Origin of the sequence: Flavobacterium chungangensis (assembly GCF_042654045.1) — a bacterium.
GTDB lineage: Bacteria > Bacteroidota > Bacteroidia > Flavobacteriales > Flavobacteriaceae > Flavobacterium > Flavobacterium chungangensis.
The window spans coordinates 130,237-149,610 of sequence record NZ_JBHSFY010000002.1 but is presented as its reverse complement, the minus strand read 5'-3'; the positions used below and the strand labels follow the sequence as shown (position 1 = coordinate 149,610).

At 34.2% G+C, this 19,374-nt stretch carries 16 protein-coding genes; 14 read left to right on the top strand and 2 right to left on the bottom strand.

Annotation, left to right across the window (positions count from 1 at the left end; all coding sequences use genetic code 11):
- Positions 1-82 precede the first annotated feature (82 nt).
- The gene (locus ACFO3N_RS03765; RefSeq protein ID WP_379795317.1) at positions 83-856 is read right to left on the bottom strand and encodes an META domain-containing protein; all 774 of its coding nucleotides are present in this window, start codon (positions 854-856) and stop codon (positions 83-85) included.
- Between the two features lie 269 nt (positions 857-1,125).
- Between ACFO3N_RS03765 and nirB the strand changes: the two genes are divergently transcribed.
- The 13 genes from nirB (at position 1,126) to ACFO3N_RS03700 (ending at position 14,904) form a co-directional block, all read left to right on the top strand.
- Positions 1,126-3,639, top strand: a complete 2,514-nt coding sequence (nirB, locus tag ACFO3N_RS03760) for a nitrite reductase large subunit NirB (protein WP_379795315.1) — start codon at positions 1,126-1,128, stop codon at positions 3,637-3,639.
- 232 nt (positions 3,640-3,871) lie between these two features.
- Complete coding sequence (gene nirD, locus ACFO3N_RS03755; RefSeq protein ID WP_379795313.1) at positions 3,872-4,249, top strand: nitrite reductase small subunit NirD; 378 nt, start codon at positions 3,872-3,874, stop codon at positions 4,247-4,249.
- A 355-nt stretch (positions 4,250-4,604) separates the two neighbouring features.
- A complete protein-coding gene (locus ACFO3N_RS03750; protein WP_379795311.1) occupies positions 4,605-5,189 on the top strand; it encodes a DUF4202 domain-containing protein in 585 nt (194 codons plus the stop codon).
- A 7-nt stretch (positions 5,190-5,196) separates the two neighbouring features.
- Complete coding sequence (locus tag ACFO3N_RS03745; RefSeq protein WP_379795309.1) at positions 5,197-7,008, top strand: PAS domain-containing sensor histidine kinase; 1,812 nt, start codon at positions 5,197-5,199, stop codon at positions 7,006-7,008.
- 671 nt (positions 7,009-7,679) lie between these two features.
- A complete protein-coding gene (locus tag ACFO3N_RS03740) occupies positions 7,680-8,339 on the top strand; it encodes a response regulator (protein WP_379795307.1) in 660 nt (219 codons plus the stop codon).
- A 96-nt stretch (positions 8,340-8,435) separates the two neighbouring features.
- Complete coding sequence (locus tag ACFO3N_RS03735) at positions 8,436-9,920, top strand: MFS transporter (protein WP_379795305.1); 1,485 nt, start codon at positions 8,436-8,438, stop codon at positions 9,918-9,920.
- Positions 9,921-10,015: 95 nt separating this feature from the next.
- On the top strand, positions 10,016-11,293 hold the full coding sequence (locus ACFO3N_RS03730) for an alginate export family protein (RefSeq protein WP_379795303.1): 1,278 nt from the start codon (positions 10,016-10,018) through the stop codon (positions 11,291-11,293).
- A 137-nt stretch (positions 11,294-11,430) separates the two neighbouring features.
- Positions 11,431-11,796: a hypothetical protein gene (locus ACFO3N_RS03725; protein WP_379795301.1), complete on the top strand. Its 366-nt coding sequence runs from the start codon at positions 11,431-11,433 to the stop codon at positions 11,794-11,796.
- A 162-nt stretch (positions 11,797-11,958) separates the two neighbouring features.
- Positions 11,959-12,456, top strand: a complete 498-nt coding sequence (locus ACFO3N_RS03720; protein WP_379795299.1) for a GRAM domain-containing protein — start codon at positions 11,959-11,961, stop codon at positions 12,454-12,456.
- Positions 12,457-12,480: 24 nt separating this feature from the next.
- A complete protein-coding gene (locus ACFO3N_RS03715; protein ID WP_379795297.1) occupies positions 12,481-13,194 on the top strand; it encodes an exonuclease/endonuclease/phosphatase family protein in 714 nt (237 codons plus the stop codon).
- Positions 13,195-13,197: 3 nt separating this feature from the next.
- Positions 13,198-13,824 (top strand): class I SAM-dependent methyltransferase, encoded by a 627-nt coding sequence (locus tag ACFO3N_RS03710; protein WP_379795295.1) that lies wholly within the window; start codon positions 13,198-13,200, stop codon positions 13,822-13,824.
- 3 nt (positions 13,825-13,827) lie between these two features.
- Positions 13,828-14,340 carry a hypothetical protein gene (locus ACFO3N_RS03705; RefSeq protein ID WP_379795293.1) on the top strand — a complete coding sequence of 171 codons (513 nt, stop codon included), beginning with the start codon at positions 13,828-13,830 and terminating at the stop codon, positions 14,338-14,340.
- Positions 14,341-14,355: 15 nt separating this feature from the next.
- Positions 14,356-14,904, top strand: a complete 549-nt coding sequence (locus ACFO3N_RS03700) for a transglycosylase domain-containing protein (RefSeq protein WP_379795291.1) — start codon at positions 14,356-14,358, stop codon at positions 14,902-14,904.
- A 4-nt stretch (positions 14,905-14,908) separates the two neighbouring features.
- On the opposite strand, the gene ACFO3N_RS03695 is transcribed toward ACFO3N_RS03700, so the two are convergent.
- Positions 14,909-15,613: a Crp/Fnr family transcriptional regulator gene (locus tag ACFO3N_RS03695; protein ID WP_379795289.1), complete on the bottom strand. Its 705-nt coding sequence runs from the start codon at positions 15,611-15,613 to the stop codon at positions 14,909-14,911.
- Positions 15,614-15,789: 176 nt separating this feature from the next.
- Here ACFO3N_RS03695 and ACFO3N_RS03690 point away from each other — a divergent pair, with 176 nt between their 5' ends.
- Positions 15,790-19,308: a molybdopterin-dependent oxidoreductase gene (locus ACFO3N_RS03690; RefSeq protein ID WP_379795287.1), complete on the top strand. Its 3,519-nt coding sequence runs from the start codon at positions 15,790-15,792 to the stop codon at positions 19,306-19,308.
- Positions 19,309-19,374 lie beyond the last annotated feature (66 nt).

Below are 19,374 nucleotides of genomic sequence, written 5' to 3'. Positions count from 1 at the left end.
TATTTTACAAAAATATTTTAGTGCTAATATAAAAAAGAGCCGAATAAGCTTTATTTTAGATAAAATAGGACATTTTAAAACTCTAATCTACCTTCTTAAAAACAGCCAATTTCGCAGAAGGATTCGACAAAGTCAATTGATTATTTCCAATAGAATATGTTGTTGTGCTTTGTAAAGCTTTTAAAAACTCACCTTCTTTATTTCCTTGCGGACAAGCCATTAAAGTTGAAATCACTTTAGTGAAACGCAAAACATCTTTTTCAAAAAAGATTTGTCCAGTTATCGAATTACAGCCTCCAAAGCCGGAGAATCTATTTTCTGCAGAATTAATTTCAAGTCTCGGAAATTCTTTTTGAAAATCGGTTGCAAAAACTTTATAGCCATTTAATTCTTCCAAAACCCAAATATCGTGAAGTCTATAATCGGTAAGATATTTTCCGCAACCGCTTAGTTTCTTCGTTTCTAATTCCGAATTATTTCTGATTTCGACTTTTACGCTGTAAGGAGAAATCGCTCCAGACATAGAATCCTGACAATCCAATTGCTGAATCGTAATGGTTGCCGAAGTATTTTCATTACTTACTTGATACATTTTTACATTAGCATCCATAGCCCTAATTGCATCAACTGCTTGAAAAGCGATTTTTTCCTTTCCAGGAATTAATGACGTAAAAACGATTTCTTCATTCCCTATTTTGATTCCCCAAAATGGCTCATTTCCAGTTCCTTTAAAATAATATTTTAGATCTTCTTCTGTTGAACTTACAGAAGATGTTGTGCCAGATTCTTTGTTTGCAGTCGTTTTACAGCCAATTATTAAAGCTGCTAATAACAATATTACAAGTAATTTTTTCATAAGATCTTAGTTTAAAAAATATTCCTTTTATAAAACATCTGTAAAATTCTTATGAATTTACGATATTTTTTCGAAATGCTTATTTAGAATCCTTTCAAATTTAAAAAAACTAAGTAAGGAACAAATTGTTCAAAACCCGCACCACGTAAAAGATTAAGACAAAATACGTAGTCCACCGAACTTACTTACTACTTAAAAAATATTTTATTTACGTATTTTTATAAGTATAAATACTTATATTTGCGTAGTAATACTTAATTAAAGAAATCATGATTAGAGTAATAGTAGTTGGAAACGGCATGGTTGGTTATAAATTTTGCGAAAAGTTTGTTGCAAAATCAGGACAGGAAAAGTATCAAATCACAGTATTTGGAGAAGAACCACGACGCGCCTACGATCGCGTTCACTTAAGCGAGTACTTTGGAGGAAAGACAGCAGACGATCTATCACTTTCAACAAGCCAATGGTATGCTGAAAACAACATTATTCTAAATACATCTGAACTAATTACAGATATTAATCGTGATGCAAAAACTATTCATACACACTTAAATAAAACACATACGTACGACTACTTAGTTTTAGCAACAGGTTCTTCGGCTTTTGTACCACCAATTGAAGGTGTAGAAAAAGAAGGTGTTTTTGTCTACAGAACCATCGAAGATTTAGACGCCATTATGGCTTACGCCAAAAAAATAAAACAAAAAGGCGCAACCGAAGCAGCCGTTTTAGGTGGCGGTTTATTAGGACTTGAAGCTGCAAAAGCCGTTAGAGATTTAGGATTGAATCCGCATGTGGTGGAATTTGCACCGCGTTTGATGCCGAGACAATTGGATCAAGGCGCAAGTGATATGCTTCAATCAAAAATCGAAGAATTAAATATCGGAATTCATCTTAACAAAGCAACGCAATATATTGACGGAAAGGAAAGTATAACAGGAATGATGTTTGCAAACGAGGAATTGTTAAAAGTAGACATGTTGGTTATATCGGCCGGAATTAAACCTCGCGACGAACTGGCAAGAGTTTCAGGACTTGAAGTTGGTGTACGAGGCGGAATTGTGGTAAACAATCAAATGCGAACATCAGATCCTTCTATTTTTGCGATTGGCGAAGCAGCATTGTACAATCAAAACATTTACGGGCTTGTTGCTCCAGGTTACGAAATGGCAGATGTAGCTGCAGAGCAAATCTTAAATGGCGATAAAACCATGAGAGAAACCATCGATATGTCAACACAATTGAAATTAATTGGTGTTGAAGTTGCGAGTTTTGGTGATCCTTTTATTGAAAATAATGACGTTACAGCTATTATTTATGAAAATAAATTAAGTGGCGTTTATAAAAGAATCAACGTTACCAAAGATTCTAAAAAATTATTAGGTGGAATTTTAGTTGGAGATTCTAGCGATTACAATTCGCTATTTCAGATTTATATCAACGAAATGGTATTGCCTAAAAATCCAGAAGATTTGATTTTAGGTTCTCGCGATGGTTCAGAAGGTTCTTCTTTAGGAAGCGTAATGGATTTGCCAGATACAGCTGTAATCTGTTCTTGCGAAAACGTAACAAAAGGCGCTATTTGCTGTAAAATTCTAGACGAATCTTGTGCTACACTTTCAGATGTTGTGAAGGCAACCAAAGCAACTTCTGGCTGTGGAGGCTGTAAACCAATGGTTTCTGATTTGGTAAAAGCCACTCAAAAATCTTTAGGAAAAGAAGTAAAAGAAGTTATCTGCGAGCATTTCAGTTACACACGTCAGGAATTGTTCGATTTGGTAAAAATCAATAAATACGAAAATTTCTATGACGTTCTGGATCATCACGGAAAAGGTGACGGTTGTGAAATTTGCAAACCTGTTGTTGCTTCAATTTTCTCTAGTATTTATAATGATACTGCGAACAAACACGTTACTACTCAAGATACAAATGATAGATTTCTAGCCAATATTCAAAGAAACGGAACGTATTCTGTAGTTCCGAGAGTTGCAGGAGGCGAAATTACAGCCGAAAAACTAATTGTAATTGGCGAAGTGGCAAAACAATTCGATTTGTACACTAAAATTACGGGAGCTCAAAGAGTTGATTTATTCGGAGCACATTTAAGTGATTTGCCAAAAATCTGGAAAATCTTAATTGAAAATGGTTTTGAAAGCGGTCACGCCTACGGAAAATCGCTTCGTGCTGTAAAAAGCTGTGTTGGAAATGCTTGGTGCCGTTACGGAATGGACGACAGCGCCGGATTTGCTATCGAATTGGAAAACAGATACAAAGGAATTCGTTCTCCGCATAAATTAAAAGGTGGTGTTTCTGCCTGCATTCGCGAATGCGCCGAAGCCCGCGGAAAAGATTTCGGATTAATCGCTGTTGAAGGCGGATGGAATTTATACATAGCAGGAAATGGTGGAGCGAATCCAAAACATGCCGTTTTATTGGCTGAAAAAATCGACAAAGAAACCGTAATCAAATATATGGATCGTTTCTTAATGTATTACATACGCACTGCTGGTCCGCTTATTAGAACTTCAACTTGGTTAGAAAAACTAGACGGAGGTTTAGACTATCTAAAACAAGTAATCATCGAAGACAGTTTAGGAATCTGCGAAACGCTTGAAGCTGAAATGCAGACTTTGGTAAACACTTTCGAGTGCGAATGGAAACAAGTGTTGGAAAAACCAAGATTATTAAAACGCTTCAATCATTTTGTGAACTCAGACGAGAAAGACGACAATATTGCTTTTGTTCCGTTAAGAGATCAAAAAATGCCGAAAGCTTGGTCTTAAAAAATGTTTTAATCTCGCAAAGACGCAAAGTCGCAAAGTCAAATTACAAAAGCTTAAAGAAAAAACTTAGTGCCTTTGCGCCTTTGTGGCAAAACACAATAAAGCTCCAAAAAAAAGAAAAAAAAATCATTTAACGTTTGCTGTCCTTCTTACCCTCTTTTTTACTGCGCCATCAAATCTCTCTTGATTGTAAAAAGAGGGCTAAGAAACAGGAAACAAAAACTCAATCAAAATGGAAGAAATCTTAAATCAATACGAAACAGTTCACGCAAGCGATGCAACAATTTGGTTCAAAGCTGGTAAAGTAGAAGATTTCCCGACCAACCGAGGCGGATGCATTAAATACAAAAACAAACAAATCGCCATTTTCAATTTTACACGCCGAAACGAATGGTACGCTTGCCAAAACGCTTGTCCGCACAAAATGGAAATGGTGCTTTCAAGAGGAATGACAGGATCTGCAGAGGATATTCCGAAAATCGCTTGCCCAATGCATAAAAAGACTTTTTCACTTGTTGATGGTTCAAATTTAAACGGCGAAGAATACAGCATTGCCACTTATCCAATTAAGATTGTTGAAAACGAAGTTTTTGTTGGATTTGTAGATTAATTATAGCCACAGATTACACAGATTAAAAGGATTTTTTCTTCGCCACGAATTTCACAAATTACACTAATTTAATTCGTGGAGATCCGTGAAATTCGTGGCGAAAACAATTCAAATTATACACAAAGATTAAAGGATTTTTTTAAATAAATCTTTTAATCTGTGGCAAAAAACCAAAACAATAATTCGTGCTAATTCGTGAAATTCGTGGCGAAAAAAAATAAACCCCAAATTAAATCCAAAAAATCCTTTAATCTGTGGCAAAAAAACAAAAACAATAATTCGTGCTAATTCGTGAAATTCGTGGCGAAAAAAAACATAATTCCGTATCTTTGAAATTCTATTATCAAACCAAAAAATGACTACACCTTTTCAAAAAGCAAGCGAATGGATTGATGCTGAAAACGCACAAGATCCAAACATCGAATTAGACCAAAACGCCGAATATCCAAAAGAATTATTGTATTCAAACAGGATGTACGAAAAACTGATGCAATTTGAACCGAATGCATCAGAAGAAATCCAGATTGCATCAAAAGCACAGCACATCTGCCGATGGAAAGTGGCCCGAGAATCCTACCCAATGGATCGCGTGGGTTATTTAAAATGGAGAGAAGAACTGAAGAAATTCCACGCAAAAACCACTGCTGAAATTCTTGAAAAAGCTGGATATGATCAGACTTTCATCGATCGTGTTTCTTTCTTAATTGAAAAAAAACTACTTAAAAAAGATGCCGAAACCCAATTGCTAGAAGATGTAATTTGTTTGGTATTTTTAGAATATTATTTAGAACCTTTTGTTCACAAACATGATGAAGAAAAGCTAAAAAATATCATCAAGAAAACTTGGGATAAAATGTCGGACAAAGGGCATCAGGAAGCTTTAAAAATCAATTATTCTGAAGAAAATTTAAACCTAATAAAAGCTTCTTTAGGATTGTAAAAAAGATATGAAAAAAAGCAATCAGGAAGCAGCAGAAAAAATCACTTTCAAAAATTTACGCCGTCTGTATTTTTTTGCGCTTCTTACTATTGCCTTAACTATAATTATAAGTCAGTTTTTAGTACAATACAATCTGAATCAGCAGTTAAGCGATTCTAAGATTATCAATTTTTCTGGTAAACAAAGAATGCTAAGCCAGAAAATTGTAAAAGAAGTTCTGATCTTACATTACGTTTCTGATTCGGCTACAGCCAAAAAAACTTCGCATTTAAAAGAAGTTCTAGAAATTTGGAAAAAGAACCAAAACGCACTGAAAAACGGCAGTGACAGTTTAGCTTTTCCAAAAGAAAAATCAGAAACACTTTCTAAATTATATCTTGAAATCAATCCGATTTTCAATAAAATTGCGCAAACTACAGATTCTTTTTTGTTAAATCTGCAACAGAAAAAATCGGCTTCTGAAAATCAAAAATTGGTTCAGATTATTTTAGAAAACGAAGGCGTTTTCCTTTCAAAAATGAATCAAATTGTAACCCAATACGATCTTGAAGCGCACGAAAAAGTAACCGAACAACGCCGAATCGAATATTGGATTTTTGGTTTTACACTTTTAGTTCTTCTGCTAGAATTCTTCTTCATTTTCAAACCAACAAATAAGAAAATCGAAAGGTTAATTGCCCAACTTTTATCTTCTGAAAAGAAAGCTTTAAAACTGGCATACGACACCGAAATCATTAGTGAAATCAAAGAAAACTCGGTAAAAGAGTTAAAATCGCTCAATTATGCGATGGAAAATACTTTGCTTTATTGCCGAATTTCACCTGATGGCTCGATTATTCATATTGGAGAAAAATTCGCAAAACTTCTTAATTACACTAAGTTTTTATCTAACAAAAAATTCTCTGAAGTACTAACCGAAGACGAAAAAGAACAGGTTAATTTTGACCGTTTAATTTTCGAAAAACAGCGTAGCGGTTGGCAAGGCGAAATCAAAATTGTAAATAAAGACGAAAAAGAAATCTGGCTCGATTTGTCGATGGTTCCCGTAATGATCAAAAAAGACGAACTAGAACTTTTGATTGTTTGTTTCAATATCACTGAACGTAAAAAAGCACAGCGCGAAGTAGAACGCTTAAACCTTGAAAATACAACTGAAAAAATCAATCAGCAAAAGATCATTTCAAGCAAAATTGTTGAAAATCAGGAAAACGAACAAAACCGAATCGCCAAAGAAATTCATGACGGAATCGGACAAATGCTTACAGGTCTAAAGTTTAGTTTAGAGAGCATCAATTTAGATGACAGAGAAAAATCAGAACAAAAAATTGAGTATTTAAAGAAACTTTCGCTTGACATTATAAAAGGTGTCCGCACGGCAACTTTCAACTTAATGCCACCGGAATTAAGCGATCACGGAATCGTTTCTTCTTTAGCAAAACTCACACAGGAACTTTCAAAACTGACAGGAAAAGAAATCCTTTTTTACAACAAAACCGATTTTGACCAGCGTTTAGATTCCCTAATCGAAATCAACATTTACCGTCTCACACAGGAAGCGATCAACAACGCGATTAAATATGCCGAATCGTCACATATTATTGTACAGCTTTCGCACAGCGAAACACTTTTAAGCATCATCGTAGACGATAACGGAAAAGGTTTCAACGTGAATTCAGTCAACAAAAAACGCAACAGCGAATCTGGAATGGGACTTTTATTCATGAAAGAAAGAATCCAATATATTAACGGGCGTGTTTTTATGAACTCGATTCCAGGCGAAGGAACGAGGATTACGTTCAACATCCCGATTCTTAAATAATGTGGCAATGTGCCAATTTGATAATTAGATAATTTACCTAAACGTCGAACTTCCATTTGTCAGGCTGAGCGAAGTCGAAGCCACCGCAAAGTAAATCGACAAAATCATTGTCTAATCATCTCATTTCTCATTAATTTGGGCGAGCCACCATCCCGATAAGAGGGCCAAAATTACTTTGTGTTTATTAGCCCTCTTATCGGGATGCTGTCGGGCTATCCGCGCTACTTCGGTAGCTTGCTCCTATCCCTCTCGCGGGCAGTTGTTTTTCAAAAGATGATTTAAGTTTAACACAAGATCTTTCCAGCATTTTTTGTCCTCCTGAGGAACGAAGGATCATACTAGAAACTCCTTAATCTAAATCCACAATATTTAAAAATCATTTAACAGTTTTAGAACAAAAAAATCTGCTTAAATCTGCGGAATCTGCGTGCAAAAATTAGTGATTTAGATTGTAGAATTTCTTTGCGCGGGCTTCGACTCCGCTCAGCCTGACAGTAATGCTTACAATTGGAATTTGGAATTTTGATATTGGAATTAATTTTCTAATGATTTTTTAATGTTGGAGTTTGGAATTTCAAAAATTTGGAAATTTAAATAAAAAAAGTACGTATATTAGCATCTTCTTTTTAGATGAATATACGTAAAAATAGAGAATCAAAATTAAGTAAACTATGAGCAATATCATTCGAGTAGTACTGGCAGATGACCATGTTTTTGTTAGAGACGGAATCAAATCCTTACTGGAAAATGAAGCAAACATCGAGGTTGTAGGAGAAGCAATCGATGGTGCAGATGCTCTGGAAGTAGTTGCCGCAACGCAACCAGATTTACTTATAGTAGATATTCGTATGCCTAACTTAACTGGTATCGAGGTAGTAGAAAAACTTAGAAGCGAGAATAACAACGTAAAAATAATCATGCTTTCTATGCATGAATCAGAAGAATATGTGTTGAAATCGATAAAAGCTGGCGCAGACGGTTATTTACTGAAAGGTTCGAGCAAAGAAGAATTCCTAAAAGCTTTACACAGTGTTGCTGGTGGAGGCAAATATTTCAGCGGTGATATTTCTTCCATTTTAATCAGCCAACTCACTAATTCATCGCCATCTTTAGAACCTAAGCAAACCTTGGGTGAAGAAATGATGATAACAAAAAGAGAAAAAGAAATCTTGACGCTTCTTTTATCGGGAAAAGGAAACAAAGAAATCGCTGAAGCGCTTGACATCAGTAAAAGAACTGCCGAAGTGCACCGTTTCAACTTGATGAAAAAACTGAAAGTAAAAAACCTAATGGAACTTTCAAATAAAGCGGCTGAGTATTCTTTAATTTAAAAATACGTATAAATACGTAATTATTTTTCAAAAACTGCGTTTTAGCAGGTTTTAACTAAGTTATAGTACTTATTTTTACATAAAAATATAAGTGCTATGAAAAATACAAACTCACTATCGCAATCACACAAAATTTTATTTTTGAACACATTGGCATTTACAGTGTGTTTTGCCTGCTGGACATTAAACGGGGTTCTGGTAACCTTCTTAGTCGATAACGGAATTTTCCATTGGGATGTTATACAAGTTGGATGGCTTTTGGGCATTCCAATTTTAACAGGTTCAATCATGCGACTTCCAATCGGAATTTTAACTGATAAATTTGGCGGAAAATATGTTTTTTCGCTTTTACTGCTTCTAAGCTCAATTCCGTTATTCCTCCTTACCTACGCCGACAGTTTTTTCATGTTTGCTCTACTTAGTTTCTTCTTCGGAATGGTCGGAACCAGTTTTGCAGTCGGAATTGGCTACACGTCTATCTGGTATCCAAAAGAATGGCAAGGACGCGCTTTAGGAATATTCGGAATGGGAAATGCAGGCGCAGCAATTACCACTTTTTTAGCGCCTTCTCTGTTAAACCATTTCTCTATTGATGATCCACAAAATGGCTGGAAACTTCTTCCAATTATTTACGCTATTTCCTTGGTTGTAATTGGGGTTGCGTTTTTAATTTTCGCTCAAAATAAGAAAATAGAAAGCAATGGCAAAACTATTTCACAAATGCTTACCCCGTTAAAATCACAAAGAGTTTGGCGCTTTGGAGCCTATTACTTCTTAGTTTTCGGATGTTTTGTTGCCTATTCTCAATGGTTATTACCAAATTTCATGAACGTGTACCAAACCAGTTTAGTAATGGGAGGATTGTTTGCAACAATGTTCAGTTTACCATCTGGAGTAATCAGAGCTTTCGGAGGTTATTTATCTGATAAATTCGGTGCTAGAAAAGTAATGTATTGGGTTTTGGGCTCTTCAGTAATTTTGAGTGCCTTATTGTCGATTCCTAAAATGGAAATTACAACTTCTGGCCCTGGAATCTTAGCAGCAAAAAAAGGCGTTGTAAACGTAATCAGTGACAAAACCGTAAAAATTGGAGATAAAGAATATCCAATTGCGCAAAAAACAGCCAATGGTAATGAAAATGCTATTTTTCCCACTTCTACAAGCTGGCAAGATGTTGTAGTAACACATAATCAAAGTGTAGCAAAAAAAGAACTAATCGCAAAAGGTGTAACCGTTATTAAATTTGATGCTAATATGTGGGTGTTTCTGATTTTAGTAATTTTAATTGGAATTTCTTGGGGAATCGGAAAAGCAGCGGTTTACAAACATATTCCAGAATACTTCCCAAATGAAGTTGGTGTTGTGGGTGGAATGGTCGGAATGATTGGCGGTTTAGGCGGATTCTTTGGACCAATTATCTTCGGATACTTATTAACTGCAACCGGAATCTGGTCTAGCTCATGGATTTTTATTTTAATCTTCTCAACTGTCTGTCTAGTTTGGATGCATTACACTATTACACAACTATCTAAGGAAAAAGAAGTTAAAATAAGTAAAGCAAAATTAGAGCCTGCATATTAGACTTAGATTAAAAAAAAATTAGAAACATGATCTTAATCATAGTTTACTACCGTATTTTCTTATAAATTTACCTTCGATATAAATACAAGAATTTTATGAAAAAACTTAAACTAATTTTATTACTTATCGTAGGATTAAGTTTTGAAATCCAAGCTCAAGAATTAGATGTAAATCTGCAAATTAGGCCACGTTTTGAATATCGTAACGGATTCAAACAACCGTTGAAATACGGCCAAGAAGGAACATCGCAAATTTCACAACGCTCTCGTTTAGGCATTAATTACAAACAAGAGGATTTAATCGTAAAATTGAGTTTACAAAATACCCGAACTTGGGGAGATGTACCAACGACAACTACTTCCGATAAAAATGGAGTAGCAGTTTTCGAAGCTTGGGCACAATATAATTTTACTGAAAAATGGAGCGCCAGAATGGGACGTCAAGTGCTTTCTTATGATAATCAGCGCATCCTTGGAGGATTGGATTGGGCACAGCAAGGACAAAGCCATGACGCGTTAATAGTTTCTTTTCATAATGAAAGTCAAAAATTAGATTTTGGAGGTGCATACAATTCAGATGCTGAAAATCTTGTTCAAACAGCTTATACTGTACCTAATATGTACAAAACCATGCAATATGCTTGGTACCACAATCAATTTAACGAAAATTTAGGCGCAAGCTTTTTAGCATTGAATACAGGATATGAATATACTCGTAATCCAAATACTGCAGAGGGTAAAATTCTAGTAGATTACAAGCAAACTTTTGGACCTTATGTGACTTATAAAAAAAGCAAATTAGATACCAGTTTCTGGGTATATGGACAAACTGGAAAAAGCAATGATCATCAAGTGAGTGCTTGGAATGCTGCTGCCAATTTAGGGTATAATATAACAGAAGCTTTTAAACTAGATTTAGGTTACGAATTTTTATCTGGAAAATCTTCAAATGACGAAAGCAACGTAATCAAATCTTTTAATCCGCTTTTTGGAACCAACCACGGATTTAATGGCTATATGGATTATTTTTATGTTGGAAATTATGTCAATAGCTATGGTTTACAAGATGCCTTTATCAAACTAAACTACAATGTAAACAAATGGCAATTTGCTTTGATTCCGCACGTATTTTTAGCTGCAGCTGATGTAGTGAATGTTCCTCTCAACGAAAAAATGGATTCTTATTTAGGAACTGAGATTGATGCTACTTTTGGATATAATTTCAAGAAAAACATAACTGTAACCGGAGGTTACTCTCAAATGTTTGGATCTAAAACAATGGAATTTGTAAAAGGTGGAGATACAAGCCATACTAATAATTGGGCTTGGTTAATGGTATCTGTTGATCCTAAAATTTTTAGCTGGAAAAAATAATTTTTCTTTAAAATTAACTCATAAAAAATCCCTTTTTCCCATTTCGGAAAAAGGGATTTTTTTTCATCCCCAAAAACTTCATTATTTGTTTTAATTATTTATATTTGAAGCGATTATGAACCCCCAATTCTATCCTAATGAAACCATTTCTAAAATTGTCATTGGTGACTTTTATTGTCACACAAACAGGCATTGCTCAAAAGTACAATGATGCCTTAATTTCTAAAAACTCTGAAATAAATTTTGCAAAAACGCAAAAAAGAGGAATCAAGAAAAACAACATCGTTTATTATGTCGAAAATGACTTACAAACCATTTCTGCTTACAAAAGAAGCAAATTGAAATGGCAAACCAATGTAATTTCTGTTTGCGGAAAACCAAAAAAAGGAGAACCTGAAATTAGATATGTTAGTTATAATTCAGACAAACTGCTTATCGTGATCGGAAAACATAATTTTGCTGAAATTGATGTAAATAGTGGCGAAACTAAATTTGTTGGCTAATCTCATAAAAGTATTACTTAAAATATAGTATATCTTACCCTTTTTCAGTTTTGGAAAAGGGTATTTTTTTGGCGAAATTATGAAAGCAACATTATGCTATAATTTGTACTTTCGTTAGCAACAAAAACTTTTCTTTATTAATCAATCTGAAAACAAAAAACTGTGAAAAGACTAAAATATTCGTTAGTATTAGGATTAAGTACAAGTATTTTTTTAACCCTTTATATTAGTTATAAAGGAAAATATAATTTTAATGTTATACTTTTCACTGCTGTCTTTATGTTTATTTTTATTACATTAATATCTTATTTTAAGATGTTTGCCCACATAAACAATAAAGAAATTAATTTTCAAGAATTAAAAAATATAATCTATTCTGGAAGAGCAAATCATTACTTAAATGGAATTGCAGTTGGTGGTAATCTATACTTAACAGATAATCAACTAATCTTTCAAACCAACATCCTTAATTTTATACAAAAACACGAATGTATAATTAATTTAAAGGATGTTACTTTAATAGAATTTGAAAAAACTTTAGGAATGGTCAACAACGGATTATTAATAAGAACCGAAAATGGTTTAAAAGAACAATTTGTTGTAACGAACAGAGAACAATGGAAAAATGAAATTGAAAAAAAGCAAAAAATAGGATTATAAAATCAATTTAAATCCATAACAATAATGAAACTCATCGCTTGGAACTGCAATATGGCATTCAGAAAAAAAGCTCAATATATTCAAGCTTTAAATCCTGATATTGCTGTAATTTCTGAGTGTGAAAGTCCTGAAAAACTTAAATTTCCAGATGGCATAAAATTACCTTCGGATATTCTTTGGTACGGCGCAAATCCTAATAAAGGAATTGGCGTTTTTTCGTTCGGAGATTATAAATTTGAATTGTTAGGATGTCATAATCCAACTTTCAAAAACATCCTTCCAATTGCTGTAACAGACGGAAAAATTGACTTTACTCTATTTGCTATTTGGGCCAATAATCCTGCAGATAAAGAGGGCGCTTATGTAACTCAGATTTGGAAAGCAATTAATTACTACGAAGATTTAATCAAAGAAACTAAAACCATACTAATTGGCGATTTCAACAGCAATTCTATTTGGGACAAACCGCGTCGAGAAGGAAATCATACAGCAGTTGTAAATAAATTGGCCGAAAAGAATATTTTTAGCACTTATCATAAATACTTCAATCAGATTCAAGGCAAAGAAGAACATCCAACTTGGTACTTGTACCGTCATGAAAATAAACCGTATCATCTTGATTATTGTTTTGTTTCTAATGACTTTATGGAAGTTTTAGAAAGCGTTGAAGTTGGCACTTACAAAGATTGGACATTGTATAGCGACCACAAACCTTTAATAATTAAATTCAATATATAAACCATGAACAATTGGACTCAACGTTGGGACGACCGTTATAAAACCGAAGAATTCGCATACGGCGAAGAACCCAACAATTACCTTAAAGAACAAATTGAAAAACTAAAAACCGGGACGATTCTTTTTCCTGCTGAAGGCGAAGGAAGAAATGCCATTTTCGCAGCGAAATTAGGCTGGGAAGTTGCCGCTTTTGATATTAGCGAAGAAGGCAGAAACAAAGCGCTTCGTTTGGCAGAAAACAATAATGTTTCGCTTGATTATCAAGTTGGCGAACTGGAAACTTTAGATTTTCAGGAGGGACAATTTGATGCGATTGCTTTAATCTATGCACATTTTCCAGCTACCATAAAATCTGAAATTCATAAACAACTTGACAAACTTTTACGAAAAGATGGTTTTATCATTTTTGAAGCTTTCAGTAAAAAGCATTTAGAATACGTTACCAAAAACGAAAAAGTTGGCGGACCAAAAGATATCGAATCTTTATTTTCACTAGAAGAAATCAAAGCTGATTTCCCTAATTATGAAATAATTGAATTAGAAGAAAAAGAAATTGAACTAAACGAAGGCTTATTCCATAATGGAACTGGCTCTGTAATTCGATTTGTTGGCAAAAAAAATAAAAAATAAACTATGATAAAAAAAATAGTACTTCTCTTTCTATTCCTATCTATTCAAAGTTTTGCTCAAGATAATCAACAACTTACCTCAAAAGATATTTATTCTAAAGATGGACTTGTTTATAAAGTCAGTAATGATTCTCTTTTTTCAGGTTCAATAGAAAACCGTCGATGGACGAATAATATCTTACTATCAAAAAATGATTTTAAAAATGTATATCTAATACTTTACACTGAATACTATAACAAAAGTAAAAAAGGAATTCCTTGCAGAAAAACTTATTATTATGATCAATCGTTTTTTAAAAAGAAAAAAGAGGACAAATTAGATTTTGATGGAAGCATTTATTCTTCCTCTTACTTTGACGAAAATGAAAATAAAATTTTAGAAGAAAATTATTCTGAAGGCAAATTAATCTACAGCTGTCAATATAAAGATGGAAAGAAAAATGGCAAACAATTCTGTTTATCAAAAACTGGAAAAGAATTGAATTATATTTATGAAAATGGAAAAAAAGTAAACTAATTTATTTAATTTTTTATGTTCAAAAAATCATTAAAAATCTTTCTTGGAATAATTGTTTTTTTAGGAGTTTTAATATTGTATTTATTAAGCGATTTCAATCCTCTTTACAGAAATAAAGAATTTGTATTATTAACAAATAAATTAAACGAAGCTAAAAAAGAAGATTTTACATCGTTTATTGATATTCATAACAAAATTTACAAAAAGATAAAAGAACCAAGTTGCCCTTGCAGAGATGCCTCAAATAACATTCGCCCATCCAGACATGCCTATTCACTTACTAAATTACTTTATGAGCTAAAAATAAAACAAGAATTTAGTCAAAACGAGTGTCTCAAATTTGTTTTAGTAAACTATGATTTTGGATATAAAAACATTGGTGTAAAGGCTGCTTCCAAATTCTATTTTAATAAAAACATAAAAGAGCTTGATGAAAAAGAAAAGGTAACATTAATTGCCATGCTTAAAAATTCTAGTTTGTATAATCCAATTCGAAATAAAAAAGGAGTTCGCAATAGAGTCCTACTTTTGGAACTTGCACTGCATAGCCAGAATAAAGAGTAGAACCTTAAAAATACTTATGCTCCATAATTTCAGATCTCAACTCTGAAACTTCTAAAATCCCAACACGTTTTCCTTCCGTTTTAATCAATGCTTCTTTTTTAAGGCTTGATAAAATACGTATTGCTTGTTCTTCTGTAGTTCCTGCAAAATCGGCGATTTCTTTTCGCGAAAGCTCGATATCAATCAAACCATTCGTTTGTCCGAATTTGCGATGAATATAAAGCAACAAATCAATTACACGCTCGCGAACATTCATGTGTGCAATCTTGCGGATATTGTTTTCGCTTTTGTTCAATTCTTCGGCATAAAACAACATTAAAGCATAGGTAAATTCAGGAACTTGCTGTAAAATTTCCTGCATAGTTTCGTTGCTGAAGTTACACAGAACCGTGTCTTCCAGCGCATAAGCACCAATTAAATAACGTTTACTCGTTCCAAATCCGCGGAAACCAATAATGTCTCCATTTGCGGTTAAACGAACGATTTGTTCACGACCATTAATTCCGGTTTTTACTGTTTTAGCCTTTCCTTTGCAAATAAAATAAAGACCTTGCAACGGCGCACCTTCTGTAATAAACTGATCTGTTTTTTTACAGGTAATACTTTGCTTTTTAGAAACATAACCTGCCATCTGTTCTAAATGCAGATGTTTCTTGATAAAACAATTTTCATTGACGCAGGAATAACAAACGGTTTGCTCTTCTTTCATGAGTCCTAAATTTTAACAGATTAAAAACTAATTTGTTGTTCCTCATTTATTTTCATCAAAATTAAAAAAATAAATCCAAAAAATACGTATTAATACGTAAAAATACTTATTTTTGCGTAAGTACTTTTCTAAAGTCAGATCAATCAATAAAAATAGTATCTCTAAATAGAACTCTAATGCAAACTACGAAGATCAAAACTACCTGTTCCTACTGTGGCGTTGGCTGTGGTATAATTGTGACCAACGATGCAAAAAATGGAGTAATGGTAGAAGGCGACAAAGATCATCCTGTAAACAAAGGAATGTTATGTTCTAAAGGGATGAACTTGCACTACGTAGTTAATGATACCTCTGACAGAATTTTGTATCCAGAAATGCGAGGAAGTAAATCCTATCCGCTGGAACGCGTCAGTTGGGATACCGCTCTTAACCGCGCTGCTGCTGTTTTTTCTTCTATTATAAAAAAACACGGACCAGATAGCGTTGGATTTTATATTTCTGGACAATGTCTAACTGAGGAATATTACTTAGTCAATAAACTTGTAAAAGGGTTTCTAAAAACCAACAATATTGACACCAATTCTAGACTTTGTATGAGTTCTGCTGTTGTGGGTTATAAAAAAACTTTTGGAGAAGATTCTGTTCCAATTGCTTACGATGATATTGAGCTGGCGGACACTTTTTTAATTACAGGAGCAAATCCTGCTTGGTGCCACCCTATTCTTTTTAGAAGATTAGAAAAACACAAAGAGAAAAATCCGAAAACCAAAATAATTTGTATCGATCCTAGAAGAACCGATACGGCTGCTTTTGCCGATTTACATTTGCAGATTATTCCAGGCTCAGATATTATTTTATATCATGCCATTGCCAAACGCATTATCGAAAAAGGTCACGTCGATCATGATTTCGTTAAAAATCACGCCGAAAATTTCAAACAATATAAAGACCTTGTTTTAGGAACTTCTCTTGAAAAAGCTTCAAAACTTTGCGGAATTTCTGTAAACGACATTAAACTTGCCGCCGATATTATAGGAAAAGCAAAAGGTTTTATTTCGCTTTGGGCAATGGGATTAAACCAAAGTGCTGTTGGCGTTGATAAAAATACGGCATTGCTGAATTTATCTTTGTTAACTGGACAAGTTGGAAAACCAGGTTCTGGGCCATTTTCATTAACAGGTCAGCCCAACGCAATGGGCGGAAGAGAGGTTGGCGGAATGGCAACACTTTTGGCTGCACACAAAGACATTGCAAACCCAACACATCGTAAAGAAGTAGCTGATTTTTGGGGCGTTGACGAGATTTCGGACAAACCGGGTTTAACAGCAACAGAAATGTTTGAAGCCTTAGAATCTGGAAAAATGAAAGCCGTTTGGATTATCTGCACCAATCCATTAGTGAGTTTACCCGATTCTAGAAGAGCCGAAAAAGCTCTTAAAAATGCAAAATTCGTAGTTGTTCAAGATATTTCGCATAATGCTGATACAGCCAAATTTGCCGATTTATTATTGCCTGCTGCGGGCTGGTTAGAAAAAGAAGGAACAATGACCAATTCGGAGCGCCGTATTTCGTATCTGCCAAAAGGAATCAATGCGCCTGGAGAGGCACTTCCAGACATTGAAATCTTAATTCGCTTTGCAAAAAAAATGAATTTCAACGGATTCAATTTCAACAGTGCCGAAGAAGTATACAAAGAACATTGTGCGCTTACTAAAAACACTAATATTGATATTTCATTTTTGAATTACAATCGTTTAAAAAACGAAGGAACTTTTCAGTGGCCCGTTCCAGATTATAATCATCCGGGAACTCCACGATTATTTACCGATAAAAAATTCTATACGCCTTCAGGAAAAGCGATTTTTAATCTTCCCGTTTCAATCGAAAATACTTCGGTACAACCTAACGATGAATTCCCTTTTATTTTGACAACTGGAAGAATTCGCGATCAATGGCATACGATGACTAAAACAGGGAAAGTATCGAGATTATTAACGCATATTCCAAGTCCAGTTTTAGAAATAAATCCGATTGATGCTTTTAAAAATGATATTAAAAATGGGGATATTGTTGTGGTTTCAAGCAAAAATGGAGAAGTTCGCGTAAAAGCAAAAGTGACTGATTCGATCAAAGAAAAGGTCGTTTTTCTGCCAATGCATTGGGGAAAACAGCTTGAAAATGATTTAAATAGAACCAACAATTTAACGAATACTGTTGTCGATCCAGTTTCAAAAGAACCTGATTTTAAATTCACAACCGTTTCGATTAAAAAATACGTAAAACCATTTCAGAAAATTGCAATTGTTGGCGCTGGAGCGGCTTCTTTCCGATTCATTCAAAACTATCGTGAATTCAATTCAACCGATGAAATTATTGTTTTTTCGAATGAAGTAAATCCGTTTTACAATCGTGTTTTACTTCCCGAATATATGACGGGAGAATTTACTTGGGAACAGCTTTTAAAAGTTAAAGATGGCGAAGCTTTCAATAAACTGAAAATTACCATGAAAGCTGGCGTGGCAATTGAAAAATTAGATCCAAAACAAAAAACAATTATAGATAGTCAAGGCGAAATTCACACTTTCGATTCGTTGATTATGGCAACTGGAAGCCGTCCTTTCGTTCCAGAAAATGCACAGCTTCATCTTCCTGGACGCTTTACCGTTAGAAGAAAAGAAGATGCCGACCGTTTGAAAAAACACTTAGACAGCACCAATCTTCCGCCCGAAGAACAACATGTAGTAATTATTGGAGGCGGACTATTAGGATTAGAATTAGCCGCGGCTTTAAAGCATAAAAAAGTAAAAACTACAATTATTCAGCGCGCTTCTCGTTTGATGGAGCGTCAGTTGGACCGAATTTCAAGCAAATTATTGGCCGAAGAAGTTCAGCTTCGTGACATTCAGATTTATTTTGATAATGAAGTTAGCACCGTTTTTGAAACCGATAATCCAAATGAAATTGAAATTGCTTTAAAGAGCGGAAAAATCATTACGGCAAATGCAATTGTGTACACGATTGGAACAATCCCAAATATCGAAATTGCTCGTGAAAGCGGTTTAGCCTGCGGACGCGGCGTAAAGGTCAATCAGTATTTACAAACTTCAAATCCTGATATTTTTGCGATTGGAGAAATAGCAGAATTTGATAATAAACTGTTCGGAATCACTTCTGCCGCCGAAGAACAAGCTGACATTCTAGCAAATTTCCTTGCTGGCGATATTAGCAGTTATTACAAAGGCTCGATTTTAATGAATATTCTAAAACTAGAAGACATTAATCTTTGCAGTATTGGCGATCTTAACATTCCAGAAAATGATGATTCCTACGAAGAAATTGTTTTTGCAGATTTGAAAAAACGTTATTACAAAAAATGCATTGTAAAAGATGATCTTTTGGTTGGAGCGATTTTAATGGGCGATAAAAACGAGTTTGCCGAATTTAAAACGATGATTGAAAGCAAAATCGAATTATCAGACAAACGAAATACGCTTTTAAGAGGAAGCTCAAATGCAAAACCAGTTTTAGGAAAATTAGTTTGTTCCTGTAGCCAAGTTGGAGCTGGAAACATCGAAGAAACAATTAAAAGCGGTGTAAGTGATTTTACGGATTTATGCAAAAACACAGGAGCAGGTTTAGGTTGTGGAAGCTGCAAAACGGAAGTAAAGGAAATATTGGCTAAGTGCAAGGTTTAGTTGCTTTTGTTATGTTGTGTTGATCTAAACGCAAAGTTCGCAAAGCTATGCGCTAAAATCTTTACC

What these genes read in the sequence shown, in the direction of transcription:
- ACFO3N_RS03765 (WP_379795317.1), bottom strand. Translation starts at nt 856, where the DNA reads ATGAAAAAATTACTTGTAATATTGTTATTAGCAGCTTTAATAATTGGC.
- nirB (WP_379795315.1), top strand. Translation starts at nt 1,126, where the DNA reads ATGATTAGAGTAATAGTAGTTGGAAACGGCATGGTTGGTTATAAATTT.
- nirD (WP_379795313.1), top strand. Translation starts at nt 3,872, where the DNA reads ATGGAAGAAATCTTAAATCAATACGAAACAGTTCACGCAAGCGATGCA.
- ACFO3N_RS03750 (WP_379795311.1), top strand. Translation starts at nt 4,605, where the DNA reads ATGACTACACCTTTTCAAAAAGCAAGCGAATGGATTGATGCTGAAAAC.
- ACFO3N_RS03745 (WP_379795309.1), top strand. Translation starts at nt 5,197, where the DNA reads ATGAAAAAAAGCAATCAGGAAGCAGCAGAAAAAATCACTTTCAAAAAT.
- ACFO3N_RS03740 (WP_379795307.1), top strand. Translation starts at nt 7,680, where the DNA reads ATGAGCAATATCATTCGAGTAGTACTGGCAGATGACCATGTTTTTGTT.
- ACFO3N_RS03735 (WP_379795305.1), top strand. Translation starts at nt 8,436, where the DNA reads ATGAAAAATACAAACTCACTATCGCAATCACACAAAATTTTATTTTTG.
- ACFO3N_RS03730 (WP_379795303.1), top strand. Translation starts at nt 10,016, where the DNA reads ATGAAAAAACTTAAACTAATTTTATTACTTATCGTAGGATTAAGTTTT.
- ACFO3N_RS03725 (WP_379795301.1), top strand. Translation starts at nt 11,431, where the DNA reads ATGAAACCATTTCTAAAATTGTCATTGGTGACTTTTATTGTCACACAA.
- ACFO3N_RS03715 (WP_379795297.1), top strand. Translation starts at nt 12,481, where the DNA reads ATGAAACTCATCGCTTGGAACTGCAATATGGCATTCAGAAAAAAAGCT.
- ACFO3N_RS03710 (WP_379795295.1), top strand. Translation starts at nt 13,198, where the DNA reads ATGAACAATTGGACTCAACGTTGGGACGACCGTTATAAAACCGAAGAA.
- ACFO3N_RS03705 (WP_379795293.1), top strand. Translation starts at nt 13,828, where the DNA reads ATGATAAAAAAAATAGTACTTCTCTTTCTATTCCTATCTATTCAAAGT.
- ACFO3N_RS03700 (WP_379795291.1), top strand. Translation starts at nt 14,356, where the DNA reads ATGTTCAAAAAATCATTAAAAATCTTTCTTGGAATAATTGTTTTTTTA.
- ACFO3N_RS03695 (WP_379795289.1), bottom strand. Translation starts at nt 15,613, where the DNA reads ATGAAAGAAGAGCAAACCGTTTGTTATTCCTGCGTCAATGAAAATTGT.
- ACFO3N_RS03690 (WP_379795287.1), top strand. Translation starts at nt 15,790, where the DNA reads ATGCAAACTACGAAGATCAAAACTACCTGTTCCTACTGTGGCGTTGGC.